General features: G+C 66.7%; 9 protein-coding genes. 5 read left to right on the top strand and 4 right to left on the bottom strand.

What is annotated here, in order from left to right; genetic code table 11:
- Position 1 precedes the first annotated feature (1 nt).
- Positions 2-1,345, bottom strand: coding sequence for a hypothetical protein (locus tag ABRP34_RS01865; protein WP_353712040.1), 1,344 nt, complete (start codon positions 1,343-1,345; stop codon positions 2-4).
- The gene (locus tag ABRP34_RS01870; RefSeq protein WP_353712041.1) at positions 1,342-4,200 is read right to left on the bottom strand and encodes a hypothetical protein; all 2,859 of its coding nucleotides are present in this window, start codon (positions 4,198-4,200) and stop codon (positions 1,342-1,344) included. The genes ABRP34_RS01865 and ABRP34_RS01870 overlap by 4 nt, the downstream gene beginning before the upstream one ends.
- Before the next feature lie 234 nt (positions 4,201-4,434).
- Here ABRP34_RS01870 and ABRP34_RS01875 point away from each other — a divergent pair, with 234 nt between their 5' ends.
- The 3 genes from ABRP34_RS01875 (at position 4,435) to ABRP34_RS01885 (ending at position 11,257) form a co-directional block, all read left to right on the top strand.
- Positions 4,435-4,716 carry a hypothetical protein gene (locus tag ABRP34_RS01875; protein WP_003803594.1) on the top strand — a complete coding sequence of 94 codons (282 nt, stop codon included), beginning with the start codon at positions 4,435-4,437 and terminating at the stop codon, positions 4,714-4,716.
- Between the two features lie 261 nt (positions 4,717-4,977).
- Entirely contained in the window at positions 4,978-10,482 is a 5,505-nt protein-coding gene (locus ABRP34_RS01880; RefSeq protein ID WP_353712042.1) for a DUF6531 domain-containing protein, read from the top strand.
- 28 nt (positions 10,483-10,510) lie between these two features.
- On the top strand, positions 10,511-11,257 hold the full coding sequence (locus tag ABRP34_RS01885) for a hypothetical protein (RefSeq protein WP_353712043.1): 747 nt from the start codon (positions 10,511-10,513) through the stop codon (positions 11,255-11,257).
- Between the two features lie 505 nt (positions 11,258-11,762).
- On the opposite strand, the gene arfB is transcribed toward ABRP34_RS01885, so the two are convergent.
- The gene (gene arfB / locus ABRP34_RS01890; RefSeq protein ID WP_353712044.1) at positions 11,763-12,185 is read right to left on the bottom strand and encodes an alternative ribosome rescue aminoacyl-tRNA hydrolase ArfB; all 423 of its coding nucleotides are present in this window, start codon (positions 12,183-12,185) and stop codon (positions 11,763-11,765) included.
- Between the two features lie 140 nt (positions 12,186-12,325).
- On the opposite strand from arfB, the gene ABRP34_RS01895 reads away from it, so the two are divergent.
- Together ABRP34_RS01895 and ABRP34_RS01900 are read left to right on the top strand one after the other, a co-directional pair.
- On the top strand, positions 12,326-14,146 hold the full coding sequence (locus tag ABRP34_RS01895) for a glycoside hydrolase family 15 protein (protein WP_353712045.1): 1,821 nt from the start codon (positions 12,326-12,328) through the stop codon (positions 14,144-14,146).
- A 277-nt stretch (positions 14,147-14,423) separates the two neighbouring features.
- Positions 14,424-14,786 (top strand): cupin domain-containing protein, encoded by a 363-nt coding sequence (locus ABRP34_RS01900; RefSeq protein WP_003806214.1) that lies wholly within the window; start codon positions 14,424-14,426, stop codon positions 14,784-14,786.
- An 89-nt stretch (positions 14,787-14,875) separates the two neighbouring features.
- On the opposite strand, the gene ABRP34_RS01905 is transcribed toward ABRP34_RS01900, so the two are convergent.
- Entirely contained in the window at positions 14,876-15,100 is a 225-nt protein-coding gene (locus ABRP34_RS01905) for a hypothetical protein (RefSeq protein ID WP_353712046.1), read from the bottom strand.
- Between the last annotated feature and the right edge of the window lie 122 nt (positions 15,101-15,222).

A 15,222-nucleotide genomic window follows, 5' to 3' on the forward strand; every position in this document is an offset into this window, starting at 1 on the left:
GTCAGGAGCTCGCGGGAGCCGGTACCCAAACGAGCCGCGGAGCGTTTTCGTCCGCCGGGCGCAGGCCAAGATCCTGGGAGGAAGCGAAGAGCGGGATGGCCTCCGCGGTCAACGCCCCGGTGCGGGAGAAGTCCAGCGACGGACCGGCCAAGCCCTCGCCAGGGCCAACTGACATGGTGCGCAACGCCGCGCTGACTTTCGAGGGATCGTTGCTCCCCGCCAAGGCGGCAGCCCTGACGAGGGCGACGACGGCGTCATGGCTGGGTGCGTCCGCCGCCCACGCGTCAGCCGAGAACGGGGCATCGCCCGTCAGGTTTTTGACCTCCGCGTCGCCCGCTGCAAGGCGTACGGCGGAGAGGAACGCGGACATTCCGCGGCCTTGGGCGTCCTGCTGGAGTGCCGCGGCGTCTCCGCCTGCCGCCGCAACGCTGACCAGCTGGCCGGAGGCGGTACCGTCGAGCCCTGCCAGTGCGGAGGCGAAGGCCGGGGATGTGGCCCCGTCCGAAGAGACCAGGGGAACGGATACGTCGCGCGACTGCAGGGCCTGGACCAGCCGGGCCAGACGCTGGGGGGTGCCGGCCGAGACCACCACGGCATCCGCGGGCTCTGCGACCTTTGTGGGCTCGGTGCCTTCGGGCGCGTCCTCGGCGGGCGGGCGGAGCTGGTCACCGGTTCGGATGGCGGCCTCCTGGGCCAGGCCCATCACGTCCTCGAAGTCCCCCAGGTTGAGGGCCTGCGGGATCTGGACCGACGCAGGGACCTGTCCGCCGTCACTAACGAGGAGCACCCGGTTCTTCCCGTTCAGCGCGGTCCGGAGGGCAGCTTCGACGGACGCAGCCGAAGGGCGTGTGGTCCATGTGGACTGGGCGGGGTCCGACGGGTCGGCGTAGGGAAGGATTGCCGGGAGGCTGAGCTCCTCGGCGGTCTTCGCGGCTGCCCGGGCCTGGGGGCCCGTGCTGGCCACGACGACGCCGGACACTCCCTGCTCGGACAGTGCACGGACGGCGGCGCGCGCGCCTTCCTCCGTGCCGCGGTCGTTCTGGGCCCGCAGGGCGACGGCGGTGCCTCCCTGGACGAAGCGCCGTGCGGCGACAATAGTGCCCTGAGCCGCGCGGCTGTACTCGGAGCCGGGCTCGCCGGACTGGCCCAGCGTCAGCACGACGCCGATGGAGAAGTCCTTTGGCAGGCCCTCGGCCTTCAGCGCAACTGGAACCGTCGCGGCGACCGGGTCGGGCTGCGGAGCCACCTTGGGGCGGCCCAGCGTCACGGTCAGGGCGATGGCGGCCGCGAGGACGACCGCAACACCCGCGGCTATCAGGGTAACGAGCCTGGTGCGTGTGCTCATGCGCCGCTGCCGATCTTCAGTGCGTACAGGGTCTGCGACGTGGCGCCGGCCGGCACCTCGAGGTGGAACGGTGGCAGTTCGTCGACCGCGGTGAGTGAGGCCTTGAACTGCGCCTGGCGCAGCAGCAGCCCCGCCACGTCCCGGGAGCGGATGTTGGCATAGCCCTCAGCGTTTTGCGCGGCCAGCGCCAGCTGATAGTCAGCGGTGTCGGCCTTTGCCGCGCTGGTGGCCATGGACCCGAGCAGGCCGGAACCGTTGACCGTGCGGTCGCCCAGGTCGAGCATCACTTTGTTGAGGCTTGAGGACAGGAGGGCGCTGGCGCCCTCGACGTCACGGGTCGAGCCGGATGTGCTGGAGGCGATGTTCGCCAGCGAGGACTGCGTGCTCTTGGCCAGCGATGCAGCCAGCGCATCGCGCTGCTCGAGCAGCTCGTCCCGCTGCTTGTTCACCGTGCCCTCGGCGTCCTTCACCACCTCGTCCGAGGTGGATTTCAACCCGGAGATGGAGCGGTTGAAGGCCGTGATCACGGCGTCGGAGCCTGCGTCGCCGATCTCGGCGACCTGGCGCACCTGCTCGTCCACGGTCTTGTAGACCTCTTCGGCTGTCTCGGCCGAAACTTCGCTGAGGGACTGCTTGATCTTGTCGCCCAGTCCGTCCTGCTGCACCTTCAGCTTCGCCAGCGACGAGCCGACCCGGCCGGAGGAGTCGAGCGCCTCGCCGAGGGTTTTGGCCAGGGCCTCAAGTCCGCTCTTGGTGCTGTTGACGTCGCCCGTTGCGGCTCCGTCGAGGGACTTCACAGCTTTGCTGATCGCGTCGAGCCTGGCATCGATGTCGTCGATCGTCGTCCCTAGGGCGGTGAACGCCTGGCCGATCGCCTCGTCCGGGGCGGCGGTGTCGGTGGCCGCCAGGACCGAGTCCCAGGCGGCCGCCTGGGACTCCAGCCGGGTGTCCAGCGGGTCCTTGAACCCCAGCGGTGGGTTCAGCGCCTGCGCCGGGTTTCCGGTTTCGTCGGTGGGCTCGCACGGAGCGGACGTCAAGTAGGAGCGCAGCCGCTCAGCTTGCCCGATGGAGAGTCGGCCTTCGCGAGGGTCGACACCGTCGGCCATCCTGCACAGCTCGTCGGCGAGCCGCTGGGTTTGCTGCGTCATGGAGCCGTTCAGCAGCGAGCCGTCACCCACCTCGCCCCGGGCCCCCTGTGCAGTTTTCCTGATGTCGATCAGCTTTTGCCGCAGGCCATCGATTCCGCTGCGGACCGCTGCGGCCGCGTCCCGTGTTGCGGCAACGGAGGTCCGCGCGGATTTGATCGCTTCGTCCACGTGTGCGAGGGCAGTCTTGTAGTCCTCGGTGGTCTCGGCGCCGGCAAGGGCCGCAGCCAAATCGGCGCGCACCTTCTCCAGCGTGCCGGCGGAGGCCTCATGGTCCTTGATAGCGCTTTCGACCATTTCCGGCTGCAGGCCCGCCACGAGCTCGTCGCCCTTCTTGACCAGGCCGAGCAGTGCTCCGGTGACCGTCACAGCGGAGCCGTAAAGGGAGCACGTCATCGACCCCTGCTCGGCGCACTCCTCCGCAGTGGGTTCCTCGGGTCCCATGGTGGCCTTAATGGCGCCTGCCACGGCGTCCCGGCAGCCGGCGCTCACCTTCGCGTAGGCGTCCAGTTGCGCGGCCATGGTCTGGACGCTGGAAAAGACCGTGGCTGCTTTCGCGGACTTTGGCACCTCGGCTGCGCAGCCCTCGCCATCGATGGGGACGGCCGGGGGAGTGGCCGACGTATCGCCCAGCATGGCGTCCACGGCGGAGACGGTGAGCTCCAGCTGGGACATGGTGGTGGACTGCGTAGCCTTTGTAGCGGCTTCCAGGTCGGTGCCCAGGGCCTTCAGCTGTTCCTTCAGGTCCGACATGGTCGATGCCAGGGTCTGGGAGTTGTCCCGCAGTTCGCTGGCGGTTTTGACTCCCAGGGTCTGGGAGGTTGCCTGCAGGTTCCGCCGGACATCGGTGATCGTGGACCCGGCCTTGGTCAGTACGGTGTTGACGTCCGACACCAGCGAGATGGTGCGGCGTTGGAGCTCCATTTCGGATCCTGTGCCAGAGGAGAACGCGCTGGCCAGGACGCCATCCGCGCTGAGGTCGGTGTTGAGGCCTGGCTGGACCGCCACGTCGAATTCGGGAACCTGGAAGTCCTTGACGTCGGCCGCCAGGCGCAGCGTGGTACTGGCACCGGAACGCGGGGGAGCCAGCACGGTGGCCCACTGGATCACCGTGGCACCGTCCCCGGTGCTGCTGAGGACGCCGTTGGTTCCCGTGCCGCCGTCAGCGGAACCCGGGGTGACGTCGTCGGCCCGTACGCCGTCGAGTTGTGTGGATGCCGCAATCGTCAACGGGGCGCCCACCAGGGCGGTGTCTGAGCGGGCCTGCCCGGCTGCGTCATATTCAATGACCCGGGGCCTGACCGTGAGGTTTTCCAGTGTGAGGTCAATCTCGACTGGCCCGGTGTGGCCCTGCAGTTCCGTGAGGTCGGAACCGGACTTCTCGCCGGCGCGGTACTGCAGGCTTACCCGTACCGGCAGTTCACCCACCACCTGGGCGGTGTCGTACTTTGTGTCCTGTGCGGAGGAGTCGCCGGCCGCTGACACCGAGATAGTGGTGCCGTCTATTGACTGGATCCCGGCGGCCGGGGACAGGCCCACGCGCACGCTCTGCAGTAGCTTGACGGGGTTGGAGACCGGCTCCGGCGCGGGAGGCGGGGTGCACGACGCCGTCGCGACCATCCCCAGGCTGACAAGGACGGCGCCCAGCGCACGGCCCGTCGCGACCTGTCTTCCCGGGGTGTGCTGGTAGGTTTTACTGCGTTTGGGCATGCTCGTCCCTCTTCTGTCCACTGTGCCTTCAGCATGATACGTGGTTTGCGCTCACGATTGGACTAATTAAGATGGATGGCGGTCGCCTGCACGGCCCGGCTGTCACGCCCAGCCATGATGGTTTGTCTTTTTGTTGGATTTATTCATCCGGAGTTGGTAGCCTCGGCTTCGTCCGGTCGTCGGCGGTTCTGTGTTCGGCGGTGTTTTGGTGTCAGTTTCTGGGGAGGAATTTTTATGTCGCGTGTGTTGTCTACTGAGCAAGCGAAGGCTGCGATTGGGCAGGTGCAGTCGATCATTAACGGTGGTTTCACGGATCAGATCTCGGCGCTGGATGCGCAGGGCAGGGTTTTGTCGGATCCGAATGTTTGGGATGGTCCCCTGGCTGCGCAGTTCCGTGGTTCGACGTGGCCGGAAACGAAGGCTGCCTTGGATAAGGCCAAGGAGGAGTTGGAGCAGTTGCGGGGGCAGCTGCAGAAGATTTCGCAGGACATCTTCTCCGCCGGCGGCGGCGCCTGAGTTTTATTTTTCTTGTGTGAGGGCCGGGTAGGCGCGCCACTTGGGGGAGTGGGCGGTTACCCGGCCGTTGCCGGGTGTGGTCTTGTTGTTTCAGTTTTGTTCTTTTGGGGGGCTTTGGTTGTGACCGGGTTCGTTGAGGTGCCGTTGTTGCCGGATTCGGATGCTTCTGATGGCGGGCGGTTTGACTATGCCGTGGCCGGGGCGGTGAGGTCGGCGTTTGAGTCGGCCGCGTCGAGGCTTGAGGAGCATGCGGGTTCACGGGTGTCGTTTGTCTCCGCGGCGAAGGAGGACTTTCGGGGGCACTTCTCGGAGCTTTTCGCGGCTAACGCCACCACGGCCAAATATGATGCGGACGCGCTGGTGGCGGCGTTGCGGACGGTGGCCGGGTATGTCGGGAAGATGATTGAAGCCGGGCATGAAGAGGACGCCCGCCGGCAGCGGAACAACGAGTGGGTCCGGGAGCATAACGACCGTAACTGGTTCGAGCAGGCCGGTGATTGGCTCTTCGGTGAGGAAGAGCGGCCGAACGCCCAGCCGGGAAATGCTCCGACGTTCGCCCCGGCCCATGCCAGCACCGGGTCCCGGGACACCCCGCCGCCTGGCGGCGGGTACGGGGGCGGGACGTCCTCGGCGCGTCCTGCGAACCTGCGGTCTTTCGCGGCGAATTCCCGCGGCCTCGATGAGGGATTGTCTTCGGCCCCGGGGACCCTGGAGGGGCAGCTGTCCTCGTTTGAGTCCGGCTGCTATTGGGGACGGATTGAAGCGTCGGGAGTGATCGCCGCTTACCGGGAGTACCTGCGGGCCAACGAGAATGATGCACGGTGGGCGGTGACTGTCGCTGACGCGTTCGCCGCGGCCGGGGGCGAGGGAAATGTTTCCACCCTCTCGGACGCGGCTGTTAGCGAGGCTCTGGCCGCGGCCGGGGTCAGCGCCGGCAGGTCCGGGCTGGTGATTGATCCGCCGACGGCGGCGGGGGCACTGCCGACCAGCGGGTACGCCAATGACCCGGTCAACACTGCCACGGGCAACTTCATCGAGCCGGAAACGGATCTGGGGTTCGCCGGGGCCGCCTCGAACCTGGTGCTGTCGCGGATGTATAACTCCCTGGCGTCGGGTTTGGAAGCGCCGGGTGTGTTTGGTCCGGGGTGGGCCTCGGTCCTGGACCAGTACCTTTCGGTCTCGGATGAGGGCGTGCGGTGGGTGATGGCCGACGGCCGGGCGGTGGACTTCCCCCGTGAGGGGGACGGCTGGGGCCGCGGCGTGGGTGAAAACTATTGGCTGGCCCGGGAACCGGTGACCTCGGCAGGTCTTGCGGAGCTGGGCTCCCTGCCGGTGGGCGCATCCGAGGTGCTGGTGGTCCGGGACAACCAGGGCGCGTGGTGGGCCTACACCGTTGCGGGGGTGTGGCTGGGTGCCGGGTCGGGGCCGGGCCGGGCGGTGTCCGTGGTCCGGGAAAAACAGGTGTCCGTGGTCCGGGACGGGGCGGCCGGCGGCGGCAGCGCGGGCCCGGTGACGAGGCTGGAGCATGTGCGGGGCCGCTTCCTCGAGGTCGGGTACGTGGACGGCCGGGTGGCGGTGGTCAGGGCCTCGGACGGGCGCCGGGTGGAGTACGGCTATGACGAGGCCGGCAGGCTCACGCGGGTGGCGACGGACCTGGGTGAGCGGACGTACCGGTGGAACGGGCAGGGCCTGGTTGACGCTGTGGTCTCGGCTGCGGGTGTTGTTGAGGCGGAGAACAGCTACGACGAACACGGCAGGGTGGTCCTGCAGGTGACCCAGCATGGGCGGCGGACCAGGTTCGCGTACCTGCCGGGCCGGGTGACGGTGGTGTCCGATGAGGACGGCACCCGGTCCAACTCGTGGATCGCCGATGCGAAGGGGCGCCTGGTCGGCGTGCTGGACAGTCATGATCTGCGCCAGTCGATGGCGTATGACGCGCACGGCAATTTGGTGTCCTTCACCGAGCGTGACGGGGCGGTCACGGTGCACGCTTATGACGGGCGGGGCCGGAGGGTCCGGACCGTCACCCCGGAGGGCGCGGATCTGAGCTATGGCTGGGACGGGCAGGACCGCATCACCACCGTGGTGACGGCGGCCGGGGCGGTCGTCTCCTACGAGTATCCCGACGACGTGTCCCGGGACCCTTCGGTGATCCGGGACCCGCTGGGCGGGCTCACCGGGCTTCAGTGGCGGAACGGGCTGCTGGCCCGGGTCACGGACCCGGCCGGTTTGGCTGTCGACTTCGAATATGACGGGTTCGGGGACCTGGTCGCGACCCGGAACGCGGCAGGCGATACCGCGCGGATTGTCCGGGATGATGCGGGCCGTCCGGTTGCGGCGGTCAGCCCGTCCGGGGCCGAGACCCGGTTCGGCTATGACGCGGCCGGGCTGCTGGTGCGGCGTGAGGACCCGGACGGCGCCGTCTGGGCCTTCGAGCACGACCACGCGGGGCGGACCACTGCCGTCGTTGCCCCGGACGGCGGACGGACCGAACTGGAGTATGCCGCCAATGGTGAACTGGTCCGGACCGTCGACCCGCTGGGCCGCGGTATTGAGCGGGTCTTCGACGAGCTCGGCAATGTCACCGCCGCGGTGCTGCCGGACGGTGCCCGGTGGGGTTTCGACCACGACACGCTCTCCCGGCTGGTCGGCATCACGGACCCTGCCGGGCGTGACTGGGTGCGGGAGTACGACACGGTCGGTGCGTTGACCGCTCTCGTTGATCCGACCGGGGTCCGCACGGAGGCCGCGTCGGACCGCAGGGCCGGGACGGCGACCCTGACGGGCGCGTTCGCGTCCGCGACCTACAGTTTCGATGAGTACGGGCGGCCCACGCGGGTACAGGGGGTGGACGGGTCCGCGGAGCTGGTCTCCTACGATGCGGCGGGGAACCCGGTGGAGCTTGTCGACGGTGAGGGCGGGCTGACGGTCCTGGGCCGGGACGTGGCCGGGAAGATCACCTCGGTCACCTCCCCGTCGGGCGCGGTCACCCGGTATGAGTATGACGGGTGCGGGCGGCCCTGGCGGACCACGGACCCGGCCGGGGCGGTCACCGAGCTGGCGTACGACGCAGACCAGCGTGTCATTGCCCGGACGCTGCCCACCGGCGAGGTCGAGACGTTCGAATACGACCCCTGCGGGCGGCTCGTGCTGCACCGTGCCCCGGGGCAGGGCGTGTCCCGGTACGGCTACGACAAGGCAGGGCGGCTGACCTTCTCCCAGGACACCTGGTACGGCACCCGCCGGTTCAAATACAACCTCGCCGGGGAACTGACCGAGACGGTCAACGGCGTGGGCGGGCGGACCCGGTTCGAGTACGACGTCCGCGGCCGCCTGATCCGCATCACCGACCCCATGGGCGGGGTGACCACACGCACCTACACCGCCACGGACCAGGTGAAGTCGGTGACCGACCCGCTCGGACGGGTCACCACCGCCACCTACGACCCCGCCGGGCGGCAGCTGTCCCAGACCGACCCGGACGGGCACACCACCACCTGGACCTACGACCAGGCCGGCCGCGAATCCTCCACGTCGTTCGACGGGAAGCTGCTCGCCGGGATCGAGCGTGACCCGGCCCGCCGGTCCGTGGTCATCACCGACCACACCGCCGGTGACGGGCTGGCGGTCGAACACGAACTCGGGTTTGACCGGCGCGGGCTGCTGACCTCCCGCACCCGCGGGAACAAGGGCCTGTCCTGGGCCTACGACGCCGACGGGCACCGCACCGCCTTCACCGACGCCAACGGAACCACCACCACCTATCGGCGCGACGCCGCGGGCCGGGTCACCGCCGCCAGCAACCCCCAATTGGGGGAGGCAGTCTTCGCTTACGACGCTTTGGGGCGGGTCACCGCCGCCACGGCGGGGGACCTGGTCCAGGAATGGACCTACCGCAACGGCGCCCTCGCCGAACACACCCGCACGGACACCACGAACCCGGCAGCAGCCGATGTCACCCTGATCGGCCGGGACCAGGATGGCAGGATCACGGGCCTGACCCGGTCCGGTGCCGTGACCCGCTACGGGTACGACGGAGCAGGGCAAATGGTTTCGGCCGCCACCACCCGGACCCGGGGCCTGGATAGTTCGGCGCCGGCTTCCGTTTCCGGGTGGGTGTACGACACCGGCGGGCGGCTCGTGCGCGAAAGCACGCCGGGCGGGTCACGGGCCTTTGAGTACGACGCCGGGGGGCAGCTTCACGCCGTCACCGATACGGACGGGTCCCGGACAGAGTACGTCCACGACGGGCTGGGCCGCCGCACCCGGCTCATCCGCCCCGACGGGTCCTGGACCGAGTACGCCTGGGGCCCCACCGGGCACCTCAGCGGCACCTCCGACCGCACCCCCGACGGCGCTGCTGTCTCCCGGCACGGACTGTGGGTCGACGCCCTCGGCGAACTCGCCGCCGTCGACGGCGCGGAGCTGTGGTGGGACACCGCCAACCCCATCCCCGCCCTGGCCGGCATCAGCGGCGGACAGGTCCTTTCGTTGCCCGGCGGTGTCACCGGGATCGGGGATGCGTGGACGGTACCGGGCTGGCGCGCCGCCCGCCCCACCGACGACACCGACCCCTGGGCCGTCATCGGTACCACGACAGTCCCAGACCCCAGCCCTGGCATCACGGCGAGTGCTGGTGCCGGGCGCGGAGCTGTGCTGCCCGCCGGGGTCACGCTTACCGGTAACGGCGGTGTGGATATCGCGGGGCTTGAGTGGCTCGGCGCCCGGGCGTACGACCCGGCCAGCCGTGGTTTCCTCTCGACCGATCCTTTGGCTCCTGTCCTTGGCGCGGGTTGGGACGGGAACCCGTACTCCTATGCCGGCAATAACCCACTTAACGCCTCAGACCCCACCGGCCTACGCCCACTCACCGACGACGAACTCAAGGCCTACGACCAGTCCGCCGGGAGCCACTGGGAATATGTTGTCGCGGGACTTGCCGTGGCGGGCGGCGTTGCGGCGCTGTTCGTCCCCGGGCTCAACCTTATTGCGGCAGGAGCTATCGCCGGGGCTTTGACTTCGGGCGGCCTCACGGCCTACTCCCAAAAAGCGCAGAACGGTTCTGTCGACTGGTGGTCAGTCCTCGGTAACACGGCAGTAGGCGCGGCCACTGGTGCGGCGGGCGGCGGCGCAGCCATGTGGACCAGGACCATCCTTGCCGGCGCCCCGGCAGGCCAGGCCGCTGCCGCGTTGGGTGTAAGCGGCGGTGCCAACGGTGTCCTCGGAGCCGGTGCAAGTGGGGCGAGCTACATGGTTCAGAATGGCGGGCAAATCAATAACGGTTGGGACTTCGCTGGCAAGGTTGCCGGTGGTGGCTTTGCCGGGGCCGTCGGCGGCTTGGCCGGGCCAGCCGGTGGAACGCTCGCGAGGGGTATGTCGTTTTCGGCGAGCGGGCTGGGTGCCAAGGTCGGAACTGCCGCCATTAGCGGCGTCGGTGCAGGGGTGGGTTCCATGCTGGAAAACATGGTTTCAGGGGACCCGGTTGATCCCGCGAAGGCTGGTATAACGGGGCTGTTTGGCGCCGGTGCCTCCGGTATATCGAGCGGGATTGCTGCGGGCGCTTCCGCTCTGCCCCCGGGGCGGATTCCCGTCCTCAGCCAGCACGGTGTGGACACGCTGAAGCAGATGCCGTACTTTGCTCCACGAACTATGAGCGGCATTTTCAACCCGCAGCAGACGAATACTGCAGGATTGTGGAATGGTGGCACCGCGGGTGCCGCCGTCGGATTTGGTGGGGACCTCTTTCAAGGCCGTCTCGGCTGGTAACGAAGGAGGCTCAAGAAAGTTGGTAATTGTGGCAGAAAGTCGTCGGCGTCCTTGGAAAGGCTCGCTGATCTTCAGCGGGGTGGTATTGCTGGCCACGATCTCGGTGATGGTCTTTGTGCCAAATGAGCAGCTGGTGCTGGAGATCAGCGTCTTACTGGCGGGACTGGCCGTGGGTGCCTTGTTTTTGCGGTTCGGTGTGCCCCGGCCGTGGATGGGCTCCATCGTTCTCATATTGTTCGTGGTGGTCTGGTTCGCCTTGGGCGCGGCTGGGTATGCGTGGTTTGGCGGCTTCCTCGCGGGAACGTATGTGGGAGTCGCTTGGGGGCGTGCTTCTAAAAACCGCACCGTAAAGCCGGCGGCGCCCTGGACAGTGGATGGGCAGGGATTCGGCACACTGGCGGAAGCCCGGCGCGCGGCCGGTGAGGCGTTGCATGCTTTGGACGGGAAGAAACGGGGGCGTCTGTTCGTCGAGCATGGCGCCGCACGTTTTGAAGTTGCCGGTGGTGTTGGGCTGGGGCTTGTGTGTCATCGGAGCGCCAATGCTGCGGATGAAGGGTCATGGGCGGTAATGGTGCGGCCGGGCCAGGTCTCCGACGAGTCTGTAGAGATTCAAATGGGGAAAACAAAGGGTCTTATGCCTTTGCGGTTGGTTCACGACCCAGCCCCCGTTGAGGCGGCGTTGGCTGATTTCTTTGAAAGTCCGCGCTCCTCCTCGTACGGGCCGGAATGGATGACTGGTCCTGAGGCTGAGGCAACGCGCTTAACGGCCTCTTAGCAAATGAGCTGTGGTTACCTGCTTGGAGAGCTTGCTGTCTTGCCGGTCTTTCTTGCCGCAGTGCCGGTAACCCAGTTGATCCGGCTGACGCCGTACAGTCCTGAACGGCTCCCGTTTCCCGGCTGATTGTCATTCGGTCAAGCGCGGAACGCAGGCTTTGGCCGGTGATGGCGTTCCGGGCGAATGGATGGACTATCCGTATGGCAGGCCGAGGTGCGATCAGGAACAACGAACGCGAAAAATAGGCGGTCCTCAAAGCGCGAGTCGGGGATGAGCTACTTTGTCTTTGGCGTGGCCGTTCTGTGCGGGACGCTTGCCTTCGTGACGCATATCTTGAAACCAATCGGGCTGTTCGACGATTTGAAAGGCGCAGCGTGCCGCCTTGGTCGTTCTTTGTTGTCTGACGGAATATTTCCGTGCGAGGCGGACCCGCAACCTTAGCAATGACTCGCTCGGGCGGGTGACCATCGCCGGGGGTACGATCCGCGGGGTCGAGCGGACGGTGCTACTCGGCGGACGGTCGTTGTCGTTGCCGTTTCGTGGCCGCCCGTTGTTCCTTGGCGGCGAGGCGCCGGCGGTTGGAGCCGCGGGTAGGTTTGGTTGCTCGGCGGCGGGCAGCTTCCGGCGTAAGACCCTCTGCCAGGAGGTCTGCGAGCTTGGCGAGTGCAATCTCGCGGTTGCGCAGTTGGGAGCGCCGCTCGGAGGCGGTCACGGTGATCACCCCGGCGGTGATTCGTCGGCCGAGACGCGTGAGCAGCATCAGCCGTTGGCCGTCGTTAAGGGCGGTGGACTCTTGAACGTTCCAGGAGAGCTCAACGCGGCTGTCCGAGGTGTTGACGTGTTGCCCGCCTGGCCCGGATGAACGCGAGAACCGCCAGGCGAGCTCCGACGAGGGAATCGTGAGCGCGGCCGACACCTCCAGATCCATGCAGACCAGCTTTGCACAATATGGGCGAGATCGAACCCTTCGACCCCTCGCGCGGTATGATCCTGGGCGTCCAATCCTCGCCAGGGCACTTTTCGGCCTGTGGCCTAACGTGGACAAGTCAGTTGTGCTTTAGTAAAGCCATGGCTGCTCCCATTGAGGACTACGCGCTGCTGTCGGATCTCCAAACCGGGCCTCTGATCTCCCGGAACGGGAGCATCGACTGGCTCTGCTTCCCGCGGTTCGACTCCCCGTCGTTGTTTAGTTCCCTGGTCGGAGTCGAGAGTCATGGCCGCTGGCTCCTGGCTCCTCGCCAGTCCGAAGCAGCAGTGGTGAGGCGGCATTATGTCGATTCGACATTTGTGCTGGAAACAGTGTGGAAGAGCTCCACGGGACTGGCCCGTGTCACGGATTTCATGCCGGTGGGGCATACGGGTTCGTCAATTCTGCGCCGGGTCACCGGGCTGGAGGGGCGGGTCGAGATGTGCCAGGAACTCATCATCCGTCCCCGCTACGGCACGGTGGTGCCCTGGTCCAGGCGAATCCAGGATGGCGCGGCTCCCGGTGGAATGGTGCTTCTGGCCATGGCAGGCCCGGACGCCGTCGCGCTGCGGGGACCGCACTTGCCGGAGGCCCACGCACATGGCCACTCGGGTGATTTCCGGGTAGCGGCAGGAGAGATTGTCGACTTTGAACTGACGTGGTTTCCTTCACACCGGCCTGTCCCACCGGCGGTCGACGTCGACGCCGCACTCGAACAGTCCATCGATTACTGGACGCGATGGGGCAGCCACTGCCGGTCGGACGGTCCATACGGGGGCGCGGTGAAGCGTTCCCTGTTGGTGCTCCGGGCGCTGACAAATTATGAGACCGGCGGCATAGTTGCCGCGCCGACAACCTCCCTGCCGGAGGAGTTCGGCGGGCCGCGGAACTGGGACTACCGGTTCTGCTGGCTGCGTGACGCTGCCTTAACGCTGGAGTCCATGCTTACCCACGGCTATGAAACTGAGGCCCTCCAGTGGCGCAACTGGTTGCTCCGGGCCCTCGCCGGCGAGCCCGAAGACCTGCAGATCATGTATGGCATCGGCGGGGAACGGGACCTGCCGGAGAGCGTCCTGGACCATCTGCCCGGTTATCAGGACTCACGGCCGGTGCGCATTGGAAATGCTGCAGTCGCCCAGTTCCAGGCCGACGTCGTGGGGGAGGTGATGGTGGCGCTTGAAAGGCTCCGCTTGGCTGGCGGCAAGGAAGACCACTTCTCCTGGGCGCTGCAGCAAATCCTGCTCGGCTTCGTTGAAAAACACATCGAGGACAAAGACTTTGGTCTTTGGGAAATGCGGGGAGAACCGCAATTCTTTACGCACTCACGGGTCATGATGTGGGCCGCCTTTGACTGCGGCATACGTGCAGTCCGGAACCACGGCCTGGACGGACCAGCTGACCACTGGGAACGCCTGCGCGGGCAGCTGCGGACGGAAATACTGCGCGAAGGATTCGACGCGGACCTCAACTCCTTCACGCAGACGTACGGCGGAGGGCAGACCGACGCAGCCCTGCTCGTCATGCCCCAGGTTGGGTTTCTGCCCTACGATGACGACCGCATGCTGGGCACCGTTGCGCGGCTGGAGGAGGAACTCCTCACCGACGACGGCCTGTTGTTGCGGTACCGCACCGAGACCGGCGTCGACGGGCTGGACCCGGGGGAACATCCCTTCCTGGCGTGTTCCTTTTGGCTGGTTGAGCAGTACGCGCGCACGGGCCGCAGGTTTGAGGCGAGGAACCTTATGGACAAACTCGTGGGCTTCTCCAATGAACTCGGCCTGTTGAGCGAGGAGTACGCCACGAAGGAGGGTCGGATGGCCGGCAACTTCCCGCAGGCCTTCTCGCACCTGGCCCTCGTTCGGGCAGCTGATGCCATGCACGGTGTGGATCTGCTGAGCTTGGCTACTGAAGCCAAAGCCTGACACTTTGACAGTGCCGGCGGAACGCCAGCCACGGCTGTCCACGAAGGGCCAACCCAAAAGGGTAGTTTAAACCATCCCGAATAGGTGTTTTATCTGCCTGCAAACGGCAGAAAGATGGATCTCAGGCCCACCCTTGGGGAGGGGGAGTGCATTTGACCGCCATTTGCTGACCCCTCCCGTGACGGCTGAAGATTCAACCGCTTCCCGACTGGGGCCGCGGCATCGTCACCCGCTCGGCGGAGGCTTCACCGGCGAGCACAGCAGAAAGGCAGATCCAATGAGCAAAACCTTCCAGCCCACTGAACTCTTCAAGGGGAAACTAGACGAAGCTCCGCTCGGCCCTCCCTTGGCCGAGGTGATAGGCGACGAGATTCCAACGAGGATTGGCGTCCCCTTCACCAGCGACGACTCCCGCATCCTCTCCGGGGTCTGGGAAGCCGAACCGGGCCTTTCGCGGTGGGAGTTCTTGGAGCGCGGCGAGGTCATTCACGTCCTCGAAGGGCGCATGGTGGCCACCGAGGATGGCGGCGAACCGGTCACCCTGGAGGCGGGAACCGCAGGCTTCTTCCCCATTGGGTGGAAAGGAACCTGGGAAATCCAGGAACGCATCCGGAAGTTCTTCGTGATCTTCAACGCCTAACCGGCGCAGGTTCGGCGCCAGCAAAGGACACGGCTTCGGTATTTCGGTCGTGAGGAGCCGGGGTGCGGACTCGCATCCCGGTCCTCCGGCTAGTGCAAGATGGCGCTGATCTCCGCGCGGACCAGCCGTTCGGCCAGTTCGCCAAGGTCCAGGTTCAGGACGGCCTTGAGGGCGCGTGCCATGTTGGGGGCTGCGGCGAGGAATTCGGCCAGGCCCGGGTCGGTTTCCAGCTCCTGACCAAGCTTTTCCCTGACGTCATCGGCGGTCCAGTGGCTGTCGGTGTGCTGACTGGTGAGTACAGTCCTGGTGTTCATTGCACGGCCCTTCCTTCGCCTTGTGCATTGGCTTTGCCATAAGCGACTTTGCCGGGCCGGGCTCAAGAATCGGTCAGGCAATGAACCAGATTTGAGCAGGTTTTGGCCAAGTTTCCCTAAAG

The organism is Arthrobacter sp. K5 (assembly GCF_040448525.1).
Classification (GTDB): Bacteria; Actinomycetota; Actinomycetes; order Actinomycetales; family Micrococcaceae; genus Arthrobacter; species Arthrobacter globiformis.

Coding starts and splice junctions, on each gene's coding strand:
- ABRP34_RS01865 (WP_353712040.1), bottom strand. CDS start 1,345: ATGAGCACACGCACCAGGCTCGTTACCCTGATAGCCGCGGGTGTTGCG.
- ABRP34_RS01870 (WP_353712041.1), bottom strand. CDS start 4,200: ATGCCCAAACGCAGTAAAACCTACCAGCACACCCCGGGAAGACAGGTC.
- ABRP34_RS01875 (WP_003803594.1), top strand. CDS start 4,435: ATGTCGCGTGTGTTGTCTACTGAGCAAGCGAAGGCTGCGATTGGGCAG.
- arfB (WP_353712044.1), bottom strand. CDS start 12,185: ATGGATCTGGAGGTGTCGGCCGCGCTCACGATTCCCTCGTCGGAGCTC.
- ABRP34_RS01895 (WP_353712045.1), top strand. CDS start 12,326: ATGGCTGCTCCCATTGAGGACTACGCGCTGCTGTCGGATCTCCAAACC.
- ABRP34_RS01900 (WP_003806214.1), top strand. CDS start 14,424: ATGAGCAAAACCTTCCAGCCCACTGAACTCTTCAAGGGGAAACTAGAC.
- ABRP34_RS01905 (WP_353712046.1), bottom strand. CDS start 15,100: ATGAACACCAGGACTGTACTCACCAGTCAGCACACCGACAGCCACTGG.